The 17,083-nt window shown below is 69.0% G+C and carries 18 protein-coding genes, 3 tRNA genes and 1 pseudogene; 12 read left to right on the forward strand and 10 right to left on the reverse strand.

Annotated elements, in window-relative coordinates; all coding sequences use genetic code 11:
• Both AB4078_RS00005 and AB4078_RS00010 read right to left on the reverse strand, forming a co-directional pair.
• Nucleotides 1-806, reverse strand: an 806-nt coding sequence (locus AB4078_RS00005) for a DUF222 domain-containing protein (protein ID WP_441975456.1), incomplete at its 3' end; no start/stop codon positions are given.
• A 103-nt stretch (nt 807-909) separates the two neighbouring features.
• Nucleotides 910-1,893, reverse strand: coding sequence for an EamA family transporter (locus AB4078_RS00010; protein ID WP_441975457.1), 984 nt, complete (start codon nt 1,891-1,893; stop codon nt 910-912).
• 60 nt (nt 1,894-1,953) lie between these two features.
• Here AB4078_RS00010 and AB4078_RS00015 point away from each other — a divergent pair, with 60 nt between their 5' ends.
• Nucleotides 1,954-2,436: a MarR family winged helix-turn-helix transcriptional regulator gene (locus tag AB4078_RS00015; RefSeq protein ID WP_441975458.1), complete on the forward strand. Its 483-nt coding sequence runs from the start codon at nt 1,954-1,956 to the stop codon at nt 2,434-2,436.
• Nucleotides 2,437-2,493: 57 nt separating this feature from the next.
• Here the strand turns inward: AB4078_RS00015 and AB4078_RS00020 are convergent, their stop codons facing one another.
• Nucleotides 2,494-3,063 (reverse strand): GNAT family N-acetyltransferase, encoded by a 570-nt coding sequence (locus AB4078_RS00020; RefSeq protein ID WP_441975459.1) that lies wholly within the window; start codon nt 3,061-3,063, stop codon nt 2,494-2,496.
• Nucleotides 3,064-3,217: 154 nt separating this feature from the next.
• On the opposite strand from AB4078_RS00020, the gene AB4078_RS00025 reads away from it, so the two are divergent.
• Nucleotides 3,218-3,469, forward strand: coding sequence for a hypothetical protein (locus AB4078_RS00025; RefSeq protein ID WP_441975460.1), 252 nt, complete (start codon nt 3,218-3,220; stop codon nt 3,467-3,469).
• Nucleotides 3,470-3,523: 54 nt separating this feature from the next.
• Here AB4078_RS00025 and AB4078_RS00030 read toward each other — a convergent pair whose 3' ends face one another.
• A complete protein-coding gene (locus AB4078_RS00030) occupies nt 3,524-4,153 on the reverse strand; it encodes a dihydrofolate reductase family protein (RefSeq protein ID WP_441975461.1) in 630 nt (209 codons plus the stop codon).
• Between the two features lie 154 nt (nt 4,154-4,307).
• A pseudogene (locus AB4078_RS00035) lies at nt 4,308-5,072 on the reverse strand (DUF6597 domain-containing transcriptional factor); the annotation flags it as partial.
• A 413-nt stretch (nt 5,073-5,485) separates the two neighbouring features.
• On the opposite strand from AB4078_RS00035, the gene AB4078_RS00040 reads away from it, so the two are divergent.
• A complete protein-coding gene (locus tag AB4078_RS00040) occupies nt 5,486-6,865 on the forward strand; it encodes a hypothetical protein (RefSeq protein ID WP_441975462.1) in 1,380 nt (459 codons plus the stop codon).
• A 110-nt stretch (nt 6,866-6,975) separates the two neighbouring features.
• Here the strand turns inward: AB4078_RS00040 and AB4078_RS00045 are convergent.
• From AB4078_RS00045 to AB4078_RS00055, 3 genes are all read right to left on the reverse strand, one after another.
• Nucleotides 6,976-7,048 (reverse strand) — tRNA-Phe (locus AB4078_RS00045).
• Nucleotides 7,049-7,126: 78 nt separating this feature from the next.
• Nucleotides 7,127-7,200: transfer RNA gene (locus tag AB4078_RS00050), tRNA-Asp, on the reverse strand.
• Nucleotides 7,201-7,227: 27 nt separating this feature from the next.
• A tRNA-Glu gene (locus AB4078_RS00055) sits at nt 7,228-7,300 on the reverse strand.
• Nucleotides 7,301-7,555: 255 nt separating this feature from the next.
• On the opposite strand from AB4078_RS00055, the gene AB4078_RS00060 reads away from it, so the two are divergent.
• Nucleotides 7,556-8,926, forward strand: a complete 1,371-nt coding sequence (locus AB4078_RS00060) for a M23 family metallopeptidase (RefSeq protein ID WP_441975463.1) — start codon at nt 7,556-7,558, stop codon at nt 8,924-8,926.
• A gap of 101 nt (nt 8,927-9,027) precedes the next feature.
• Here AB4078_RS00060 and ppa read toward each other — a convergent pair whose 3' ends face one another.
• Entirely contained in the window at nt 9,028-9,519 is a 492-nt protein-coding gene (ppa, locus tag AB4078_RS00065; protein WP_440734989.1) for an inorganic diphosphatase, read from the reverse strand.
• Nucleotides 9,520-9,680: 161 nt separating this feature from the next.
• Here ppa and tilS point away from each other — a divergent pair, with 161 nt between their 5' ends.
• Nucleotides 9,681-10,670, forward strand: coding sequence for a tRNA lysidine(34) synthetase TilS (gene tilS / locus AB4078_RS00070; protein WP_441975464.1), 990 nt, complete (start codon nt 9,681-9,683; stop codon nt 10,668-10,670).
• Between the two features lie 66 nt (nt 10,671-10,736).
• On the opposite strand, the gene AB4078_RS00075 is transcribed toward tilS, so the two are convergent.
• Complete coding sequence (locus AB4078_RS00075) at nt 10,737-11,342, reverse strand: DUF937 domain-containing protein (protein ID WP_441975465.1); 606 nt, start codon at nt 11,340-11,342, stop codon at nt 10,737-10,739.
• A gap of 120 nt (nt 11,343-11,462) precedes the next feature.
• On the opposite strand from AB4078_RS00075, the gene hpt reads away from it, so the two are divergent.
• From hpt to AB4078_RS00110, 7 genes are all read left to right on the forward strand, one after another.
• Nucleotides 11,463-12,014: a hypoxanthine phosphoribosyltransferase gene (gene hpt, locus AB4078_RS00080; protein ID WP_440734992.1), complete on the forward strand. Its 552-nt coding sequence runs from the start codon at nt 11,463-11,465 to the stop codon at nt 12,012-12,014.
• Nucleotides 12,015-12,152: 138 nt separating this feature from the next.
• A complete protein-coding gene (gene ftsH, locus AB4078_RS00085; protein ID WP_441975466.1) occupies nt 12,153-14,156 on the forward strand; it encodes an ATP-dependent zinc metalloprotease FtsH in 2,004 nt (667 codons plus the stop codon).
• Nucleotides 14,157-14,159: 3 nt separating this feature from the next.
• Nucleotides 14,160-14,768, forward strand: a complete 609-nt coding sequence (folE, locus tag AB4078_RS00090; RefSeq protein ID WP_440734994.1) for a GTP cyclohydrolase I — start codon at nt 14,160-14,162, stop codon at nt 14,766-14,768.
• Nucleotides 14,765-15,517, forward strand: a complete 753-nt coding sequence (gene folP, locus AB4078_RS00095; RefSeq protein ID WP_441975467.1) for a dihydropteroate synthase — start codon at nt 14,765-14,767, stop codon at nt 15,515-15,517. Before folE ends, folP begins: the two co-directional genes overlap by 4 nt.
• Nucleotides 15,518-15,583: 66 nt before the next feature.
• The gene (gene folB / locus AB4078_RS00100; RefSeq protein WP_440734996.1) at nt 15,584-15,976 is read left to right on the forward strand and encodes a dihydroneopterin aldolase; all 393 of its coding nucleotides are present in this window, start codon (nt 15,584-15,586) and stop codon (nt 15,974-15,976) included.
• Nucleotides 15,973-16,527: a 2-amino-4-hydroxy-6-hydroxymethyldihydropteridine diphosphokinase gene (gene folK, locus AB4078_RS00105; protein WP_441975468.1), complete on the forward strand. Its 555-nt coding sequence runs from the start codon at nt 15,973-15,975 to the stop codon at nt 16,525-16,527. The genes folB and folK overlap by 4 nt, the downstream gene beginning before the upstream one ends.
• Complete coding sequence (locus AB4078_RS00110) at nt 16,524-17,039, forward strand: DUF3180 domain-containing protein (RefSeq protein ID WP_440734998.1); 516 nt, start codon at nt 16,524-16,526, stop codon at nt 17,037-17,039. The genes folK and AB4078_RS00110 overlap by 4 nt, the downstream gene beginning before the upstream one ends.
• Nucleotides 17,040-17,083 lie beyond the last annotated feature (44 nt).

Consider the following 17,083-nt stretch of genomic DNA (forward strand, 5'->3'; position numbering starts at 1 on the left):
GCGAAGTGCGCGAGCGCGTCGGCCTGGATCTGTCCGACGGTGCGCCGGTCCGCGTCCGCGAGGGCCGGGTCGCGGTCGCGGCGGGCGGCGAACTGCGCGGACACGTATCCTTCGATCGCGGTCTTCACGGACGCTGCCCGTTCCGGGTCCAGGACCGCGTTCAGGTGCAGCATCCCGTCCCGCTCGAACATGCTCAGCGATGCCCGCGCCCGCAGCTCGTCTTCGCGGGGTGCGACGCCGTCGGGGTCCAGGTGCGCCTCCATCCGGGTGATCATCCGCCGGACCTCGTCCAATGACAGCCCGGGCGCCTTGGCGGCCAGCAGGCCTTCCGCCTCCGCGGCGATCGCCCGGCCGACTTTCGGGATCATCCGATCCAGGAACCCGACCAGCATGCCCGCGGCCACCGCCCCGATCCGCCCCGCCCCCAGCGCCTCCCGCACGGCGGGGAACTTCGCCGGCAGCACCTCCCCGATCAGATTCGTCCGCGGCGCGGTCGCCTCCCCGACCTTCACCAGCCGGACCGCATCCCTGGTCGATGCGCCCGTGGTCGTGGCGATCAGCTGCGCCGGGCTCCGGTATCCCTGCTGCTTCGCCAGGCTGTCCGGACCCAACTCGCGCCGAGACTCGTACGCGATCCCCGCCGCGACCTCCGCATGCACGCCGTCCACGGTTCGCTTCACCAGGCCCAGCGCGTCGTTCACCGCCACCAGCTGCGCCCGCGACAATTCCGACCCAGACACTGCCTCACCCCACGCCGCCGCCAGAAGCCGGGTGGCTTCCAGAAGCGGATCGAGGGTGCTGGTCATGCTCCGATTCTACCAAGAATCGAACATTTCTTCTACATTCTTGAATATCGATTTCACCCCAGATCTGGGGATTCTCTGTGCGGCTCGCGTCTCGATGGTGCGTCTATCTCCCCCGGGGTGGGGGCGCGAACTCCTTCACGCCTCGAGTCGTCCCCGTCAACAGATCCCAGAGCGAGCTGACGAGGGACGATGTGGCGGACGGGAGCGCTGACACAGCCTGCGCTCGCCGTCGTCGGGCCGCGAATGCGTCCAGCACGAGCGGCGCGGCGATGCCGAGCAGGACCAGTGCCAGTCCGGCGAGCTGCCGCCCCTCGAGCACTTCGCCGGCCACGAGCACGCCGAGCAGCACGCCGGTGACCGGGTTGAGCAGGCCGACGAGACCGACGGTGCCGGAGGGCAGGTGCTTGAGCGCCGCGAACCACGCGACGTTCGCGACGGCGGTCGCGACCAGGGTCAGGTAGCCGTAGGCGGCCAGACCCGCGCCGTCGACGACGGGCGGCGGACCCTCGACGACGGCCGCGAACGGGATGAGGGCGAGGCCTCCGAAGACGAGCTGCCAGGCGGTGGACGGGAGGATCCCGACCTCGCCGTTCCAGCGTTTGGCGAGGATGAACCCGATCGACGACATCGCCATCGCGGCGATCGAGGCGATCACGCCGCGCGGATCGACGGAGTTCGTGGTGCCGAGCAGCATCAGCGCGACACCGCCGATGCCGACGAAGGCGCCGAGCAGGCGCAGGATCCCCGGTCGTTCACGCAGGATCGCCCAGGCCGCGAGGGCGATCGCGACGGAGGAGGTCGCCATGATCGTCGACGCGATGCTCGTGGGCAGCAGTTGCGCCGCGGCGTAGACGAGCACGAAGAAGGCCCCGACGTTGAGGGTGCCCAGCACGGCGGACTTCCACCACCAGGAGCCCCGGGGGAGCCGTCGGACCAAGGCCAGGAGCAGCAGCCCGGCGGGCAGCGCGCGGATGGCCGCACCCCAGATCGGCGAGTCGGGGAGCCATTCGCGCGTGACGAAGTAGGTGCTGCCCCAGGCGATCGGAGCGATCATCGCGACGACGAACCAATGCCAATTAGTTTCCATGGAAGACACTATAGCTTCCTTGGAAGATATAGTGAAGGGGTGACGGAGATCGATGATCAGGTGACGCGGATCCAGCAGGCATGGCGGCGGGAGCGTCCCGATCTCGACGTGACCCCGATCGGCACCATCGGGCGCCTGCACCGGCTGGCTCTGGCGCTGACCGAGGAACTCGTCGCCGTCTATCGCGAATACGGGATGTCGGAGGGCGACTTCGACGTGATGGCCGCGCTGCGCCGTTCCGGCCGGCCGTACGAGGCGAGCCCCACCGACCTCGCTGCCTCGACGATGATCACGAGCGGCGGGATGTCGAAGCGCCTGGACCGGTTGGAGGGCGCCGGTCTCGTCACGCGGCGTGCTGGATCGGGCGACGGACGCGGCCGGGTCGTGGCGCTGACGGCGAAGGGCAGGGAGCTGATCGACGCCGCCTTTGCCGATCACGTCGCGAACGAGCAGAGGCTGCTGGCGATGGTGCCGGCCTCAGAGCGCAAGGCCCTGGAGGCGACGCTGGCCGGCTGGCTTGCGCATTTCGAAGCGCAGGACTGACCCCGGCGGTGGGCGCCACCCGCGGGATCAAGTGGGCTCGACGATCCGAGCAACCACTCATCGGTGCGGTGAGATGGCGCGCACGCGGCGGAAGCCCTGCTTCTCGAACGTCGGCATGGTCCCGGTGTGCAGGAAGGATCCGGAGACGCGGCGATCGTCGGTCTCCTCGGGGTAGCCCTCCACGGTGCCGCCGCCGAGCTCCGCGATGGCCGTCAGCGCGCCGCCGAGGGCAGCCGACGCGACGCCTCGCTTGCGGTGGCCCTTGCCTGTGAAGAAGCAGGTGACCCGCCACTCGGGGAGTGCCGTGAGGCCCTTCTCGTATGCACTGCTGCTCTTGATCCGCGGCACCTCGGCCGGGCTGCCGAATTGGCACCACCCCACGCAGGCGTCGCGGTCGAACACCAGCGCCGCGTGGGTGGTGCCCGCCGCGACCCGTTCCCGCTTCTCGGCGCGGTTCCGCTCCGCGGTGCGCGCGGGGTCGTTGACGTTCACGTGGAACCCCATGCACCAGCATCCGCCCCAGACGCCGCCGTTGGCCTCGACGAGGGCCGCGAACGCGTCCCACGTGTCCTCGCCGAGCAGCCGGACGGCCAGCCCGTCGGGGGTCTCGTGGAGGACGTCGCTCATCGTCCCATTCTGAGACCGCGGCCTCGGCGGGATCCAGTGCGGCGTTCAGGCCGCCGGTGCCGTGCCCGAACGGACCCGAACGGTTGTCAAGGGGATGACGGTGCACTGCTCCCGGACGTACCGTGGCGAAGAAGGGAGCAGATGAGGAGGAACCATGGACAGTGAAGCGCTGCGGGGAGACGGCAATGACGACCCGAACGAGCAGAACGAGGGACGGTACACGGACATCGACGGAAAGCCTGTGACACGCCGCTCCCTGCGCGGCCGGTACACGCGGACCGACCAGGGCGGGCCGGACCGCGAGACCAAGGGCGCTTACACGGACGCGGACCACGCAGACCGCAGCGCTCCGCCGCCTCATTCGGTGCACGATCGTCCGGGAAAATACACCCGCCACGACCAGTAGGAGTCGGAAGACCACCCGTGGATGCGACCCCGGCGGCGCGATCCAGCGCGGTGTTCAGGGACGGGCTGCCGGCACCGTGTAGAGGGTGTGCAGCACTCCATCGCCCTGCACGAGGACCGTCGGACCTTCCAACAAGTGCGGGCCGTCGACGTCGCCGAAGTAGGGCTTCCCGGATCCGAAGACGGCGGGGACGACGTCCATCGCGACCTCGTCGACGAGCCCGGCCGCGAAGAGCTGGCCCCCGACGCGGCCCGCGTTCACGGCGATGATGCGGTCGCCCGCCAGATCCTGGGCGACGGCGATCGCCTCGGTGATGTCGCCGACGAAGTGATACGACGCCTCGGGGTGCCAGCCTTCCGGCTTGGGACGGTGCGAGACGACGACCACGTGATCGCCTGCCGGCGGGCGCCCCTCCCAGCCGTCGACGAGGTCGAACAGATGCCGCCCCATCACGATGCATCCGATCGACTGCCAGAATCCGCGGACGTACTCGGCCGACGCGGGTGACACGCGGAAACGGCTCCCGGATCCCGAGTGGTCGTGATCTCCCTCCGTGGCATCCGGTTCCGGGAGGATGGGAGTGTTCCCGTTGAAGTACCAGTCGTGGAGCGGCCCGACGCCGTCGCGGTCGTCGGCGATGTAGCCGTCGAGGCTCGTCACGCTGTGCATGATCACCGTGCCCATGGTGGTTCCCTTCGTGGTGCCGGATGCTGACCTGATGATCCTCGCCGGGTGTCAGCCGCAGGGCTTGGAAAAAACACTCGGCGGGCACCGGGCCCATGTCGGGCGGGAACGCCGGCTCTTGTGGGAAGCGGCGCCGTAGCGCCAGATAGTCGGTCGGCGTGCGGCCGGTGAAGTCGCGGAACTCGTTGATCAGGTGCGGCTGGTCGAAGTAGCCGGCGGTCTGCGCGAGATCGGCCCAGGTCGGCGGGGTCGCCGCGTCGACCGACAGCACCACGCGGGCGAATCGGTAGATGCGGGCGAGGCGCTTCGGGGTGACGCCGACGACGGACGTGAACCGGGCCGCGAGGCGGTTGCTGCTGACCCCGGTCTCGCGGGTCAGGGCCGCGACAGTGCCGGATCCCCAGGACGACTCCAGCCGTCGAGCTGCATGGTGGGCCGGATCCCGCTCGTCCGGAGCGGCGTCGACGAGGCGCGACACGAGCTCGGTCTCGAGCACGGCGAGCCGCGCCGAGGGCGAGTCGGCTTCCGCGAGCCGATCGCGGAGTTCGGCCAGGCGCGATCCCCACAGTGCGTCGGCGGGCACGCAGCGATCCCGCAGCTCGCCCATCGGTGCGTCCACGAACGGTGCGAGGCCCCAGGGCTTGAGATGCACGCCGACGACGTTCACGTCGCGGCCGTACTCGATGACGTACCGGCGGGTCCAGATCCCGAGGAACCACGCGTCCACCAGCGACTCAGGCGAGCGTGCGCCCGACGGATCATGGAGCACGATCGGATCGCCGAGGTTGATCATGAGGTGGGCGGACGGCATCGGCGGCACCAGCAGCCGGCGCCGATGACCCGGGTCGCCGAAGAGGCAGTAGACATCATCGACGTAGCGATCCAGCGGCGGAGCCGGCTTTCTACCCACGTAGCGCACGCTGTCAGTCTTGCGCGCGGACGGGCACGGGGACAGCCCTCTGTCGCCGGGGCCAGATAGACGACCCCCCCGAGGTAGAAGCCACGCGGGGGTTACTGGAGCTCGACCGTATCGATCCGGTGAGCTTTCGAATGTCAGTTGGACTCGAGAGAGGCGACGGGGGCGTTGGGGCGTCCGGCTCTCGGCGCCGCATCCGTTGTCGCAGTTGCTCTCGAACGGTTCAGGATGGCATCAGTGGAGGGTGAGGTGAACATGACCTGGAATCGATCATCGGGCAACGCGGTGTCGCGCGTGAAGTTGCGAGCGGCTGATTCTGGTGTGAGCTAGCGTGCCTCTGGACGTGACGAGGCAGAGGGGGCAGGGGGCAGGGGGCAAGGATGGTTGATCGGCGACTGCGCGTTTGGAATCAGCTGATGGATCGGCAGGGCCCCGTTCGGTCCCTGGAGATCGTTGAGTCAGAGGTATTCGCGCCGGGGAGGCTGGAGCTCGGTCAGCTGACGGTGCTCACAGGGCTGCACGGAGCGGGGAAGTCGCACGCACTGGTACTGCTACGAGAAGCGCTGCCACAGTGGCAGTCGCTGTGGGATGTACCTCCGATAGGTCCGCGTCGCGAGGTCACATTGACGGCGGCCTACGACGTGGTCCTTGCGCAGGGTGTGGGCGGAGGAGTCGAGCATGTGGTATTCCCGATCGAGACCAACTATGGGCGTCACGCGCCCACTGCGGCGACCGAGCTGCAAGCCACGTGGCTTGACGCTCACGAAGTGCGTTCGTTGTTTCCTCTTTTCGACAGCGGAGTGGTCTACCCGCGCACGCCCGCAGTCGGTACTCCTGTAGCCGCCGCGATCTCAGCCGCGATGTGTCAGATCCTGGGCCATACATACACGGAACTGTCTGTCGCATTGGTCGACACCGATGGAGGTGATTTCCCCGAGTTTCGGGGTCGCCGCGACGGTGCCCCTATCAGCACTTGGACGATGAGTTCGGCGGAGTTCTGGGTCTCCTACATCCTGTGGGTGCTTTCTTGGGCCGCGGAGAACGAGCTCGTGATCATCGACGAGCCGGAGACCTCGCTGTCGTCGCCGGGCCACCAAGCATTCTTGGATGAGATCGCGCGGCTGACGCTGAAGCAGGGGTGCCAGACGATCGTGGCAACGCATTCCGAGACGATGATCCGGCGGACGCCGGTGTCGATGTTGCGTGTCGTTCTTCGTGCCGATGAGCAGTCGACGTTCGAACGCGTCGATGATGTTGAGACGCTGCTCCGTTCGCTGCGACGAGACGAGGCACCGGTGCGCCGGATCGTGCTGGTCGAAGACATGACCGCGCAGGCCATGACGCTCGCGGCACTACGCCGGTTCGCTCCGTCGGCAGTCGCCTTCACCGAGATCGTGGTCGCAGATGGCAGTTCGAATGTCGTCTCCGGCGTGCGCGCGCTTGCGCATGCACAGAGGGTTGCAGTTGCGGGCGTGCTCGACGGCGATGCCCAAGACGATGCGCATGGGCAGGTATTCAAGCTCCCCGGTGGCGCACCCGAAGTCGAGTTGGCGCGCGCAGCCCGTTCCAATGTGGCGGCGGTGGCGGTCGAACTCGACGCGAAGCGCGTTGACGTGCTGATGGCTCTCGATGCCTCGCGCCACGAGGACCATCAGCGTTTCTTCACGTCCCTTGCCGCGAAGCTCTCGACACGGAATGCAGACCAGGTGCGAGACGTGCTGGTACGGAACTGGGCTGCGCAGGAAGCACTGCAGCTCGAACTGGATCGATTGGTCGCGGCGATTATCGAGAGCTAGCCGCGCAATCGTGTGGCAGCCCAGAACCCGTATCCCACTGGAAAAGACGAAACCCCCGCGATGTAGAAGCTACGCGAGGGTTTCTGGGGTGATTGTAACGATCACCCTTGTGGCTCCGACCGGCATCGATCCGGTGACCTTTCGATTTTCAGTCGAACGCTCTACCAACTGAGCTACAGAGCCGCACAAGCCGGAAGGTGGAAGCTTCTGACCTGCGCCCTATACGACAGGCCTTTCCGAGGAAAGGCCTGTCGCTTGGAGCGACCCTGACGGGACTTGAACCCGCGACCTCCGCCGTGACAGGGCGGCACGCTAACCAACTGCGCTACAGGGCCAGAACTATGAAATTGTATCGGAAAGAGTGACCCCAACGGGATTCGAACCCGTGCTACCGCCGTGAAAGGGCGGCGTCCTAGGCCGCTAAACGATGGGGCCGGAGGCGAACCTCGGGGGTTCCCTTGCCGACGCTCAAGCATAAGGGGTTCTCGAGGGAAAACACCAATCGAGAGCGCGTCGCTCTGGATCCCGGGCGTGTCCGGCGCACAATGGGAGTTGGTCCCGTCCCGTCCCCGAACGCTCGACCAGCAGTCGCCGACCCGAAGAATTCCCGATCCCGACCCGGATCCGAGGGTTGCGATTGAGGCTGATGTTGTTAGTGTGACATGAGTGAAACCGGCGAAAGGGAGCCGCGTGAACCATCCGAACATCGAAGACGCCCGCCGACCCGGACAGGCGTCGCTCGTTCGGCGTGCCCGCGCGGCGCGCCTCGGACGCCGCCGCGGCGGCGTCGCGCTGAGCATCGCCACTGTCGGTGCGCTGATCCTCGGCCTTCTCATGGGCGCTCCGGCCGCCTACGCCGACGACTACCCCAGCTGGGACGACGTGCAGGCGGCGAAGGCCAACGAGGACGCGACCGCGAACGAGGTCGGCCGGATCCAGGGGCTCATCGCCACCCTCACGCAGAACGTCGCCGACACGAAGGCCGCAGCTGAGGCCGCGGGCAACGAGTACTTCGCCGCGCAGGAAGCGGTCGACGCGCAGGCGCGCCGGCTCGCGGATCTGCAGGCGCAGGCTGACGCGCAGAAGAAGGTCGCTGACGACAGCGCCAGCAAGGCGGGGCAGATCGCCGCGCAGCTCTCCCGTGATGGCGGTGACACCACCGCTCTGCAACTGTTCTTCTCCAAGTCCACGGCGAACAAAGACCAGCTGCTGCAGCGCCTCGGTCAGATGGACCGCGTGCTCGTCGGCACTCAGGCCATCTACGACAAGGCGCTCGAGGCGAAGAACACTGCGCAGTCGCTGACTGATCAGGCCACTGCGGCGAAAACCGAACGCGACCGGCTCGCCAAGATCGCCGAGGACAAGATGCAGAAGGCGCAGGCTGCGGCGGAGGCTGCCGCTGCCGCGCTCGCCAATCAGCAGGCGAACCTCGGTCAACTACAGGCCCAGCTCGCCGCGCTGCAGGACACCACAGCCAAAACCGTTGCCGGCTACCAGGCGGGCGAAGCTGCTCGTGCCGCCGCGGAAGCCGCACGTCAGGCTCAGCTCGCCGCCGAGCGGCAGGCTGCGATCGATGCCGCCAAGAACAACGGCGGCGGCGGTGGCGGAGGCGGGAGCCCATCGGCCGGCAGCGGCGGCTGGGTCCGTCCGTTCGGCGGCTACCAGTCGTCCGGCTACGGCCCGCGCGTGCCGGACTGCGATGCGTCGGGGTGCTCCTCCAGCTTCCACCGCGGTGTCGACCTCGCCGACGGCAGCTGCGGATCCCCGATCTACGCGGCGCACTCCGGAAACGTGGTCTACGCCGGCTGGAACGGCGGCTACGGCAACTACATCAAGATCGACAACAGCGACGGCAGCGGACTCGCGACCGGCTACGGTCACATCCTCAACGGCGGCTTCAACGTCTGGTCAGGTCAATGGGTGAATGCCGGAGATGTGATCGCCTTCGCGGGCAACACGGGCGGATCCTTCGGCTGCCACCTGCACTTCGAGGTCTACCAGTGGGGCGACACGATCAACCCGATCAGCTTCATGGAGGGCCAGGGCGTCTACATGGGCTGATCCTCGGATCCCCACGCAGAAGACCCCCGGGCCGCTGAGCGGCGCCGGGGGTCTTCTGCGTATCTGGCGTCAGGTCCTTGAGAACCTCAGGACCGAACGGGTCAGTGGCCTTCGTTGGCGAAGCGCTCGATGGCCTCGTCGAGGATCCGCTGCGCCTCGGAGGCGTCGCCCCAGGCGTCGACCTTGACCCACTTGTTGGGCTCGAGGTCCTTGTAGTGCTCGAAGAAGTGCGAGATCTCCTTCTTCGTGTACTCGGCCAGGTCGTCGACGTCCTGGATGTGCGACCAGCGCGGGTCCTTGCTCAGCACGGCAACGAGCTTGTCGTCGCCACCAGCCTCGTCGCTCATCTTCAGCACCGCGACGGGGCGCACGTTCACGACCACACCGGGGAAGATGGCCTGGTCGAGCAGCACAAGCACGTCCAGCGGGTCGCCGTCCTCGCCGAGGGTGTTGTCGAAGTAGCCGTAGTCGGCCGGGTAGCCGAAGGTCGTGTAGAGCACGCGGTCGAGGTGCACTCGTCCGGTCTCGTGGTCGACCTCGTACTTCACGCGGCTGCCGCGCGGGATCTCGATGACGGCGTCGTGTGCGCCCATGCGTGTGCTCCTCAGAAAAGACGGTTGGATGCCGCGCACAAGCCTACTTCGCGTAAGGATCCTCGCGCGTGGGCCCCGCGCTCACCGGCGTCGCGCGCACCGGTGCGCGCCCGTCGCCCGTGCAGAGGGCGGCCGAGAACCAGTCCGGGTAGCGTGAGAGCGTGCCCTCCCTCTCTCCCGCCGTCGCCGAGATTCGCCGTGCCGTGCGTGCCGCGCTGGCCGCGCTGCCCGAACGGCCCAACACCGTGATCGTGGCGCTCTCCGGGGGCGCCGACTCCCTGGCACTTGCCGCGGCGACCGCGTTCGAGGCGCGCGCCGCGGGGATCAGCGTGCGGAGCGTCACGGTCGATCACGGACTGCAGGCCGGATCCGACCGCGTCGCGGCCGAGGCGGCGGCGAAGGCCTCGGCGCTCGGCATCGAGGCGCTGGTGGAGCGCGTCGTCGTGGCGGAGGCGGGGGAGGGGCCGGAGGCCGACGCGCGGACCGCTCGTTACGCCGCGCTGCGCCGGATCGCACAGCGCGAGGAGGCACCGGTGCTGCTCGGGCATACGCTCGACGACCAGGCGGAGACGGTGCTGCTGGGCCTGGCGAGGGGATCCGGCGCCGGCAGTCTGCAGGGCATGGCTCCCGTACGGATCGATGAGGACGGCACCACGTGGATCCGTCCGCTCCTCGCCGTGCGCCGTGAGACGACGCGGACCGCCTGCGCAGCGGAGGGGCTCGAGCCCTGGGATGATCCGCACAACGCCGACCCCCGCTATCTGCGCGTGCGGGCCCGCGAACGCGTGCTGCCGGTGCTCGAAGCCGAGCTGGGGCCGGGCATCGCCGAGGCGCTCGCCCGCACGGCCGAACAGCTGCGCGAGGACGCGGAGGCGTTCGACGAGATGATCCACGAGACCATCGAGGACATCGTCGAGCACGCTGAAGCGGGGATCTCCGTCAGCGCTGCGGCGCTCGCCGCGAACCCGGCGGCGCTGCGCAACCGCGTGATCCGCCTCGTCGTGCAGAGCGAGTTCGGGGTCGGCCTGACCCGCACACAGACCGTCGAGGTCGCGCGCCTGGTGACCGACTGGTCGGGCCAGGGGCCGCTCGACCTGCCCGGTTGCACGGCCGCCCGTGTCGGCGGCCGCATCGTGTTCGCCGCCCGCTAGCGCCGGGGACGACGGAACGCGACGCCCGGAGGACGCCGCGTTCCGAGGAACAGTCTTGCCGTCGCGTTACTTCTTGCCGCCGAGAAGGCCGCCGATCAGGCCGCCGATGTCGATGCCGCCCGCGCCGCCGGCCGAGGAACCCTGACCGCCGCCGAACAGGCCGCCGAGGCCGCCGAGGATGCTGCCGAGCCCGCCGCCACCGGCGGAGGAGCCCTGCTGCTGGCCGCCGCCGAGCAGGCCGCCCAGGATGTCGCCGAGACCACCGCCGCTGCCGCCCGCCGAGGAGCCCTTCTGGCTGTTCGCGATGAGCCCCATCACGATCGGGGCGAGGATCGGGAGCAGCTTGCCGAAGTCGATGCCGGCCGTCTTCTGATCGTTCGTCAGGGTCTGCGCGACCTGGTCGGCGCTGTCGCCGAAAACGTGCGAGACGATCTTCTGACCGTCGGCCTCGTCGATGTCGTCCACCGATGCCGCGCCGGAGAAGCCGTCGTGCTTGGCGAGGGCCGCTTCGATCGCGGAGGAGCCTTCCGGGGTCTCGGCGTTCTTGGCAAGGCCTCCGAGCAGAGCGGCGCCGCCTTCTTGCACCGCCTGCCGCGCGACGTCCTCGCTGACGCCGAGCTTCTGCGCGATGTCGCCGATCGGCACCTGGTTGAGGATCTCGTCGATGTCCATGGGACTCCTTCCGTCCGCGACGGGGGCTCGGTTCCCCCAAGCGCAACCCCGCCTCTCCGCTCACAGTAGCGGGCGCGGCACTCCTGCGGGAGAACGGATCCGGTCCCGTAAAATCGATGCATGCGCGCTGCGGACATCCCCGACGACCTGACCGACATCCTCGTCACAGAGGAGGAGATCCGCGCCAAGCTCGATGAGCTCGCGGCGCGAGTCGCCGAAGACTACGCGGGCAAGGATCTGCTGCTGATCGGAGTGCTCAAGGGCGCCGTCATGGTCATGGCCGACTTCGCCCGGGCGCTGCCGTTCTCGGCGCCGATGGACTGGATGGCGGTGTCGAGCTACGGTGCGAGCACGCGCTCGAGCGGTGTCGTGCAGATCCGCAAGGACCTCGACACCGACCTGCACGGCAAGCACGTGCTCATCGTCGAGGACGTCATCGACTCCGGCCTGACCCTGAGCTGGCTGCTGGAGAACTTCGCCTCCCGCGGCGCCGCGTCGATCGAGGTGCTCGCGCTGCTGCGCAAGCCCGAGGCGGCCAAGGTCGTGATCGACTGCAAGTACGTCGGCTTCGACATCCCGCCGGAGTTCGTGGTCGGCTACGGCCTCGACTACGCCGAGCGCTACCGCAACCTGCGCGACGTCGCGGTGCTGGCGCCGCACGTGTACGCGTAAGGTCCTGCCGGTCGCTGAGCCCGTCGAAGCGCCCTCTCGCGGGATATCCCTTCGACAGGGTCAGGGACCGAGCGGCAGGTACGCCGTGGGCGAATCCCCAGGAGGGCCTCAAGTCTCTCGCGCTACGCTGATCTGATCATGGATGTCAAGAAGATCACGCGCAGTTGGCTGACCTATGTGGTGCTGATCGGCCTGTTCCTGGTCGGCGGTTTTCTGCTGATCAGCAACCTCGGATCCTCCTCGCAGGTCTCGACCCAGGAGGGTCTCGACCTGCTGAAGAAGGGGAGCGTCACGAAGGTCGTCAACACCGACGGCGACCAGCGCGTGGACATGACGCTGTCCGAGGAGTACAAGGGCTCCAAGGCGGTGCAGTTCTACTACGTGCAGGCCCGCGCGGCCGACGTGGTGAAGGCGATCGACGACGCCGCGCCCAAGGACGGCTACAACGACGCGGTGCCGAAGGCGAGCTGGTTCGACGGCTTCCTGTCGATTCTGATCCCCATGGTGCTGCTCGGCCTGCTCTTCTGGTGGCTGCTGTCCAGCGCCCAGGGCGGCAACAGCAAGATCATGCAGTTCGGCAAGTCCCGCGCGAAGCTCGTGAGCAAGGAGAACCCGACCGTCACGTTCGCTGACGTGGCGGGTGCGGACGAGGCCATCGAGGAGCTTCACGAGATCAAGGAGTTCCTGCAGGATCCGGGCAAGTTCCAGGCCATCGGCGCGCGGATCCCGAAGGGCGTGCTGCTGTACGGCCCTCCCGGAACAGGCAAGACCCTGCTCGCCCGCGCCGTCGCCGGTGAGGCCGGCGCCCCGTTCTACTCGATCTCCGGATCCGACTTCGTCGAGATGTTCGTCGGCGTCGGCGCCTCCCGCGTGCGTGACCTGTTCACGCAGGCCAAGGAGAACGCCCCCGCGATCATCTTCATCGACGAGATCGACGCCGTCGGCCGGCACCGCGGTGCGGGCCTCGGTGGCGGCAACGACGAGCGCGAGCAGACGCTGAACCAGATGCTCGTCGAGATGGACGGCTTCGACCCGAACGCGAACGTCATCGTGATCGCGGCGACGAACCGCCCCGACATCCTCGACCCCGCGCTGCTTCGCCCCGGCCGCTTCGACCGGCAGATCGGCGTGGACGCCCCCGACCTCAAGGGCCGCCAGCACATCCTCGAGGTGCACGCGAAGGGCAAGCCGCTCGCGAATGGCGTCGACCTCGAGGTCGTCGCCCGCAAGACGCCTGGCTTCACCGGCGCCGACCTGGCGAACGTGCTGAACGAGGCCGCGCTGCTGACGGCGCGCTCGAACGCGCAGCTGATCGACAACCGCGCTCTCGACGAGGCCATCGACCGCGTCATCGCCGGCCCGCAGCGCCGCACCCGCGTGATGAAGGACAAGGAGAAGCTCATCACGGCTTACCACGAGGGCGGCCACGCGCTCGCGGCGGCGGCGATGAACTACACCGACCCGGTCACCAAGATCACGATCCTGCCGCGCGGAAAGGCCCTCGGCTACACGATGGTGCTGCCGTTGGACGACAAGTACTCGGTGACCCGCAACGAGCTGCAGGACCAGCTCACTTACGCGATGGGCGGCCGCGTCGCCGAGGAGATCGTGTTCCACGACCCGACCACGGGCGCGTCGAACGACATCGAGAAGGCCACGTCCATCGCCCGCAAGATGGTGCTGGAGTACGGCATGACCACCGACCTCGGTCCGGTCAAGCTCGGCACCGAGGGCGGCGAGCCGTTCGCCGGCCGCGACATGGGCCGAGGGCGCGAATACTCCGAGACGATCGCCGAGCGGGTGGACACGCAGGTGCGCGCGCTCATCGAGCAGGCGCACAACGAGGCGTACGAGGTGATCAGCGCCAACCGCGACATCCTCGACAAGCTCGCCCGCGAGCTGCTCGAGAAGGAGACCCTGGATCACAACCAGATCGCGGAGATCTTCACCGAGATCCGCAAGCTCCCCGAGCGTCCGCAGTGGCTGTCCAGCGAGGACCGTCCGGTGTCGCTGCTGCCCCCGATCGAGATGCCGCAGCGCGGTGTCGAGGTCGGTGCGGCGGCGACCGAGGCGGCGCAGCCGTCGACGGAGCGCCGGCCGGGCACCGCGGGCGGCGGGAAGCCGCGCCCCGCGACGGCCTGAGCGATGGCCGTCGATCGGGATCGCGTCGCGAGCCTGACCCGTGAGCTGCTGCTCGCGATCGGTGAGGATCCGGAGCGCCCTGGGCTGAAGCAGACCCCGGCGCGGATGGCTGACCTCTACGTCGAGTTCTTCGCCGGACTCGGTGAGGATCCGGGGGCTCCCCTCGCACACACGATCAGCGTCTCGCACGGCCCCGCCCCCGACACGCTGCCGTCGGGCGCCGTGCTGCTGCGCGGGATCCGGTTCCGTTCGGTGTGCGAGCATCATCTGCTCCCGTTCGCCGGGCACGCGCACATCGCGTACCTGCCGGGCGAGCACGTGGTGGGGCTCGGCGCCCTCGTGAAGGTGGTCGAGATCCTCGCGTCGCGTCCGCAGGTGCAGGAGCGACTCGGCGAGCAGGTCGCGGATGCGATCGCCTCCCACCTCGATGCGCAGGGTGTGCTCGTGGTGATGGACGCGGTGCACGGCTGCGTCACCATGCGCGGTGGACGTCAGACCGAGGCGTCGACTCTCACGATCGCGGCCCGCGGTGTATACACGGATCCGGTCGCGCGCGCCGAATTGATCGCGCTGATCGGCTCTTCGACGGCCTCAGGGCTCGGCGGCGCATGACCGCGATCTGGGGGATCGTCAACACCACCCCCGACTCGTTCAGCGACGGCGTGCTGCTGCGCGCGCAGGGGGCCGACGTGCTCGACATCGGCGGGGAGTCCACCCGGCCCGGTGCGGTGCGGGTGTCCGTCGCCGAGGAGCAGCGCCGCGTGCTGCCGGTCATCGAGCGCCTCGCCGCGGAGGGGATCCCGGTGAGCGTGGACACCCTGAACGCCGCCACCGCGGTCGCGGCGGTGCGCGCGGGAGCACGCATCGTCAACGACGTTTCGGGTGGACTCGCGGATCCGGAGATGCTCGCGGCCGTCGCCGAAACGGGCGCCGACATCGCGCTGGGGCACTGGCGCGGTCCCTCGTCGGACATGTACGCACGCGCCGAGTACTCCCGGGTGGGACGCGAGGTGGCGACCGAGTTGCGCGAGCGCGTCGAGGCGGCGGCATCTGCGGGCATCGCGCCCTCGCGGATCATCGTGGACCCCGGGGTGGGCTTCGCGAAGACCGCCGGCCAGAACTGGGAGCTGCTGCGCGAGCTTGCCGACGTCGTCGCGCTCGGGCCGCGCGTGCTCGTGGGCACCTCGCGCAAGCGTTTCCTCGCCGACGCGCTGGGCGCTGACGCCGAAGAGGCGCGCAAGGATCTCGCGACGGCCGTGACGAGTGTGCTCGCGGCGCGCGCCGGGGCCTGGGCCGTGCGGGTGCACGACGTCGCCGGGACACGCGACGCGCTCGCCGTGCTCGGCGCCTGGGACGGCTGAGCGCCCGCGCTTCGCCTGCCGCGGACATCCGCGAGCCTTGTCGTCCCGCCGCCGTAGGCTGGGGGCATGGACTTCCTCGACACGATCACGCTGACCGGGTTGACCGTGTTCGGGCGGCACGGCGTGTTCGACCATGAGCGCGAGAACGGCCAGGACTTCATCGTCGACCTGAGTCTGCACCTGTCGGTGCGTCAGGCCGCGATCAGCGACGACGTCGCTGACACCGTGCATTACGGCGAGCTCGCCGAGCGGGTCGCTGCCGTCGTCGCAGGCGAGCCGGTCAACCTGCTGGAGACGCTCGCCACTCGCATCGCGGACGTGGTGATGGAGGACGAGCGGATCCACGGCGTCGAGGTCACCGTGCACAAGCCGCACGCGCCGATCCCGCTGACCTTCGCCGACGTGTCGGTGACGGTGCAGCGCGTGAGCCACGCGCAGCGCGAATGGAGCGAAGGATGACGCCGACGCACCCGATCCCGCCCGTCCCGCGCGGCCGCAGGCTCCCTGTCATCGATCCGCGCCCCGAGGAGGAGCCGGTCGAAGCCGTCGTCGCTCTCGGCTCCAACCTCGGCGACACCACCTCGACCATCGATGAGGCGGTGCGCGCGATCCACCGGCTGCCCCTCGTGGACGACGTACGCGTCTCGAAGGTCTTCCGCACGGTCGCGGTGCGGCTGGAGGGCCCGGATCCGGATGCTCCGGAGTTCGCGAACGCGGTCGCGATCGTCACCACCCGGCTCGCCCCGCAGGTGCTGCTCGGCATGCTGCACGCGATCGAGGAGGAGCACGGCCGCGTCCGCGCCGAGCGCTGGGGCGACCGCACCCTCGACCTCGACCTGATCGCGTACGGCGACGTCCGCAGCGATGACGAGCACCTGCTGCTGCCGCACCCGCGCGCGTTCGAGCGCGCGTTCGTGCTGGCGCCGTGGCTCGACGTGGATCCTGATGCGGTGCTGCCGGGACGCGGGCGGGTCTCCGACCTGCTGGCTGCGCTCGAGGACGACTCATGAAGCGGATCTCCCCGGTGGTGCTGTTGGTGCTCGCGCTCGCCGGTGCGGCGGCCGGGTTCCTGCTCGACCACGCGCTGACCACCGCCGGCAGAGCCACCTTCGCCCCGGCCATCCTGCTGCCGATCTTCCTCGTGCTGCTGGCCATCGCCGTGCTCGCGCTGGCGTGGCCGATCCGGCGCAGCACACGGTCGGCGTCGCTGCCACGCGTCAACCCGTTCCACGCTGTGCGGATCGCGATGCTCGCGAGGGCCTCGAGCCTGGTCGGCGCAGGGATCACCGGCTTCGCCGTCGGCCTGGGGGCCTATCTGCTCTCGCGTCCGATCACCCCGCCGATAGGCTCGATCATCGCGACAGCCGTCGCCGCGCTCGTGCTCACGATCGCGGCGGTGATCGCGGAGAGCTTCTGCCTGCTGCCCGGAAACGGGCCCCACGACCCCGACGGCCACGACGGGCCGCGCCTGGAGGACGACGATGACGACCATCCCCGAACCGCCGCAGAACCCGGGCTCTGACGCCGCCGCGCCGCCGACGCGTGCACAGGCGCGCGCCCAGGCCG

The organism is Microbacterium sp. 2MCAF23 (assembly GCF_052115565.1).
Taxonomy (GTDB): domain Bacteria; phylum Actinomycetota; class Actinomycetes; order Actinomycetales; family Microbacteriaceae; genus Microbacterium.

Bases quoted from the DNA above. Each gene is read 5' to 3' on its own strand.
- ppa (WP_440734989.1), bottom strand. From the start codon at position 9,519: ATGGGCGCACACGACGCCGTCATCGAGATCCCGCGCGGCAGCCGCGTG.
- folB (WP_440734996.1), top strand. From the start codon at position 15,584: ATGGACTTCCTCGACACGATCACGCTGACCGGGTTGACCGTGTTCGGG.
- AB4078_RS00025 (WP_441975460.1), top strand. From the start codon at position 3,218: ATGGACAGTGAAGCGCTGCGGGGAGACGGCAATGACGACCCGAACGAG.
- AB4078_RS00010 (WP_441975457.1), bottom strand. From the start codon at position 1,893: ATGGAAACTAATTGGCATTGGTTCGTCGTCGCGATGATCGCTCCGATC.
- folP (WP_441975467.1), top strand. From the start codon at position 14,765: ATGACCGCGATCTGGGGGATCGTCAACACCACCCCCGACTCGTTCAGC.
- AB4078_RS00020 (WP_441975459.1), bottom strand. From the start codon at position 3,063: ATGAGCGACGTCCTCCACGAGACCCCCGACGGGCTGGCCGTCCGGCTG.
- AB4078_RS00110 (WP_440734998.1), top strand. From the start codon at position 16,524: ATGAAGCGGATCTCCCCGGTGGTGCTGTTGGTGCTCGCGCTCGCCGGT.
- folK (WP_441975468.1), top strand. From the start codon at position 15,973: ATGACGCCGACGCACCCGATCCCGCCCGTCCCGCGCGGCCGCAGGCTC.
- ftsH (WP_441975466.1), top strand. From the start codon at position 12,153: ATGGATGTCAAGAAGATCACGCGCAGTTGGCTGACCTATGTGGTGCTG.
- AB4078_RS00030 (WP_441975461.1), bottom strand. From the start codon at position 4,153: ATGGGCACGGTGATCATGCACAGCGTGACGAGCCTCGACGGCTACATC.
- AB4078_RS00075 (WP_441975465.1), bottom strand. From the start codon at position 11,342: ATGGACATCGACGAGATCCTCAACCAGGTGCCGATCGGCGACATCGCG.
- AB4078_RS00040 (WP_441975462.1), top strand. From the start codon at position 5,486: ATGGATCGGCAGGGCCCCGTTCGGTCCCTGGAGATCGTTGAGTCAGAG.
- folE (WP_440734994.1), top strand. From the start codon at position 14,160: ATGGCCGTCGATCGGGATCGCGTCGCGAGCCTGACCCGTGAGCTGCTG.
- hpt (WP_440734992.1), top strand. From the start codon at position 11,463: ATGCGCGCTGCGGACATCCCCGACGACCTGACCGACATCCTCGTCACA.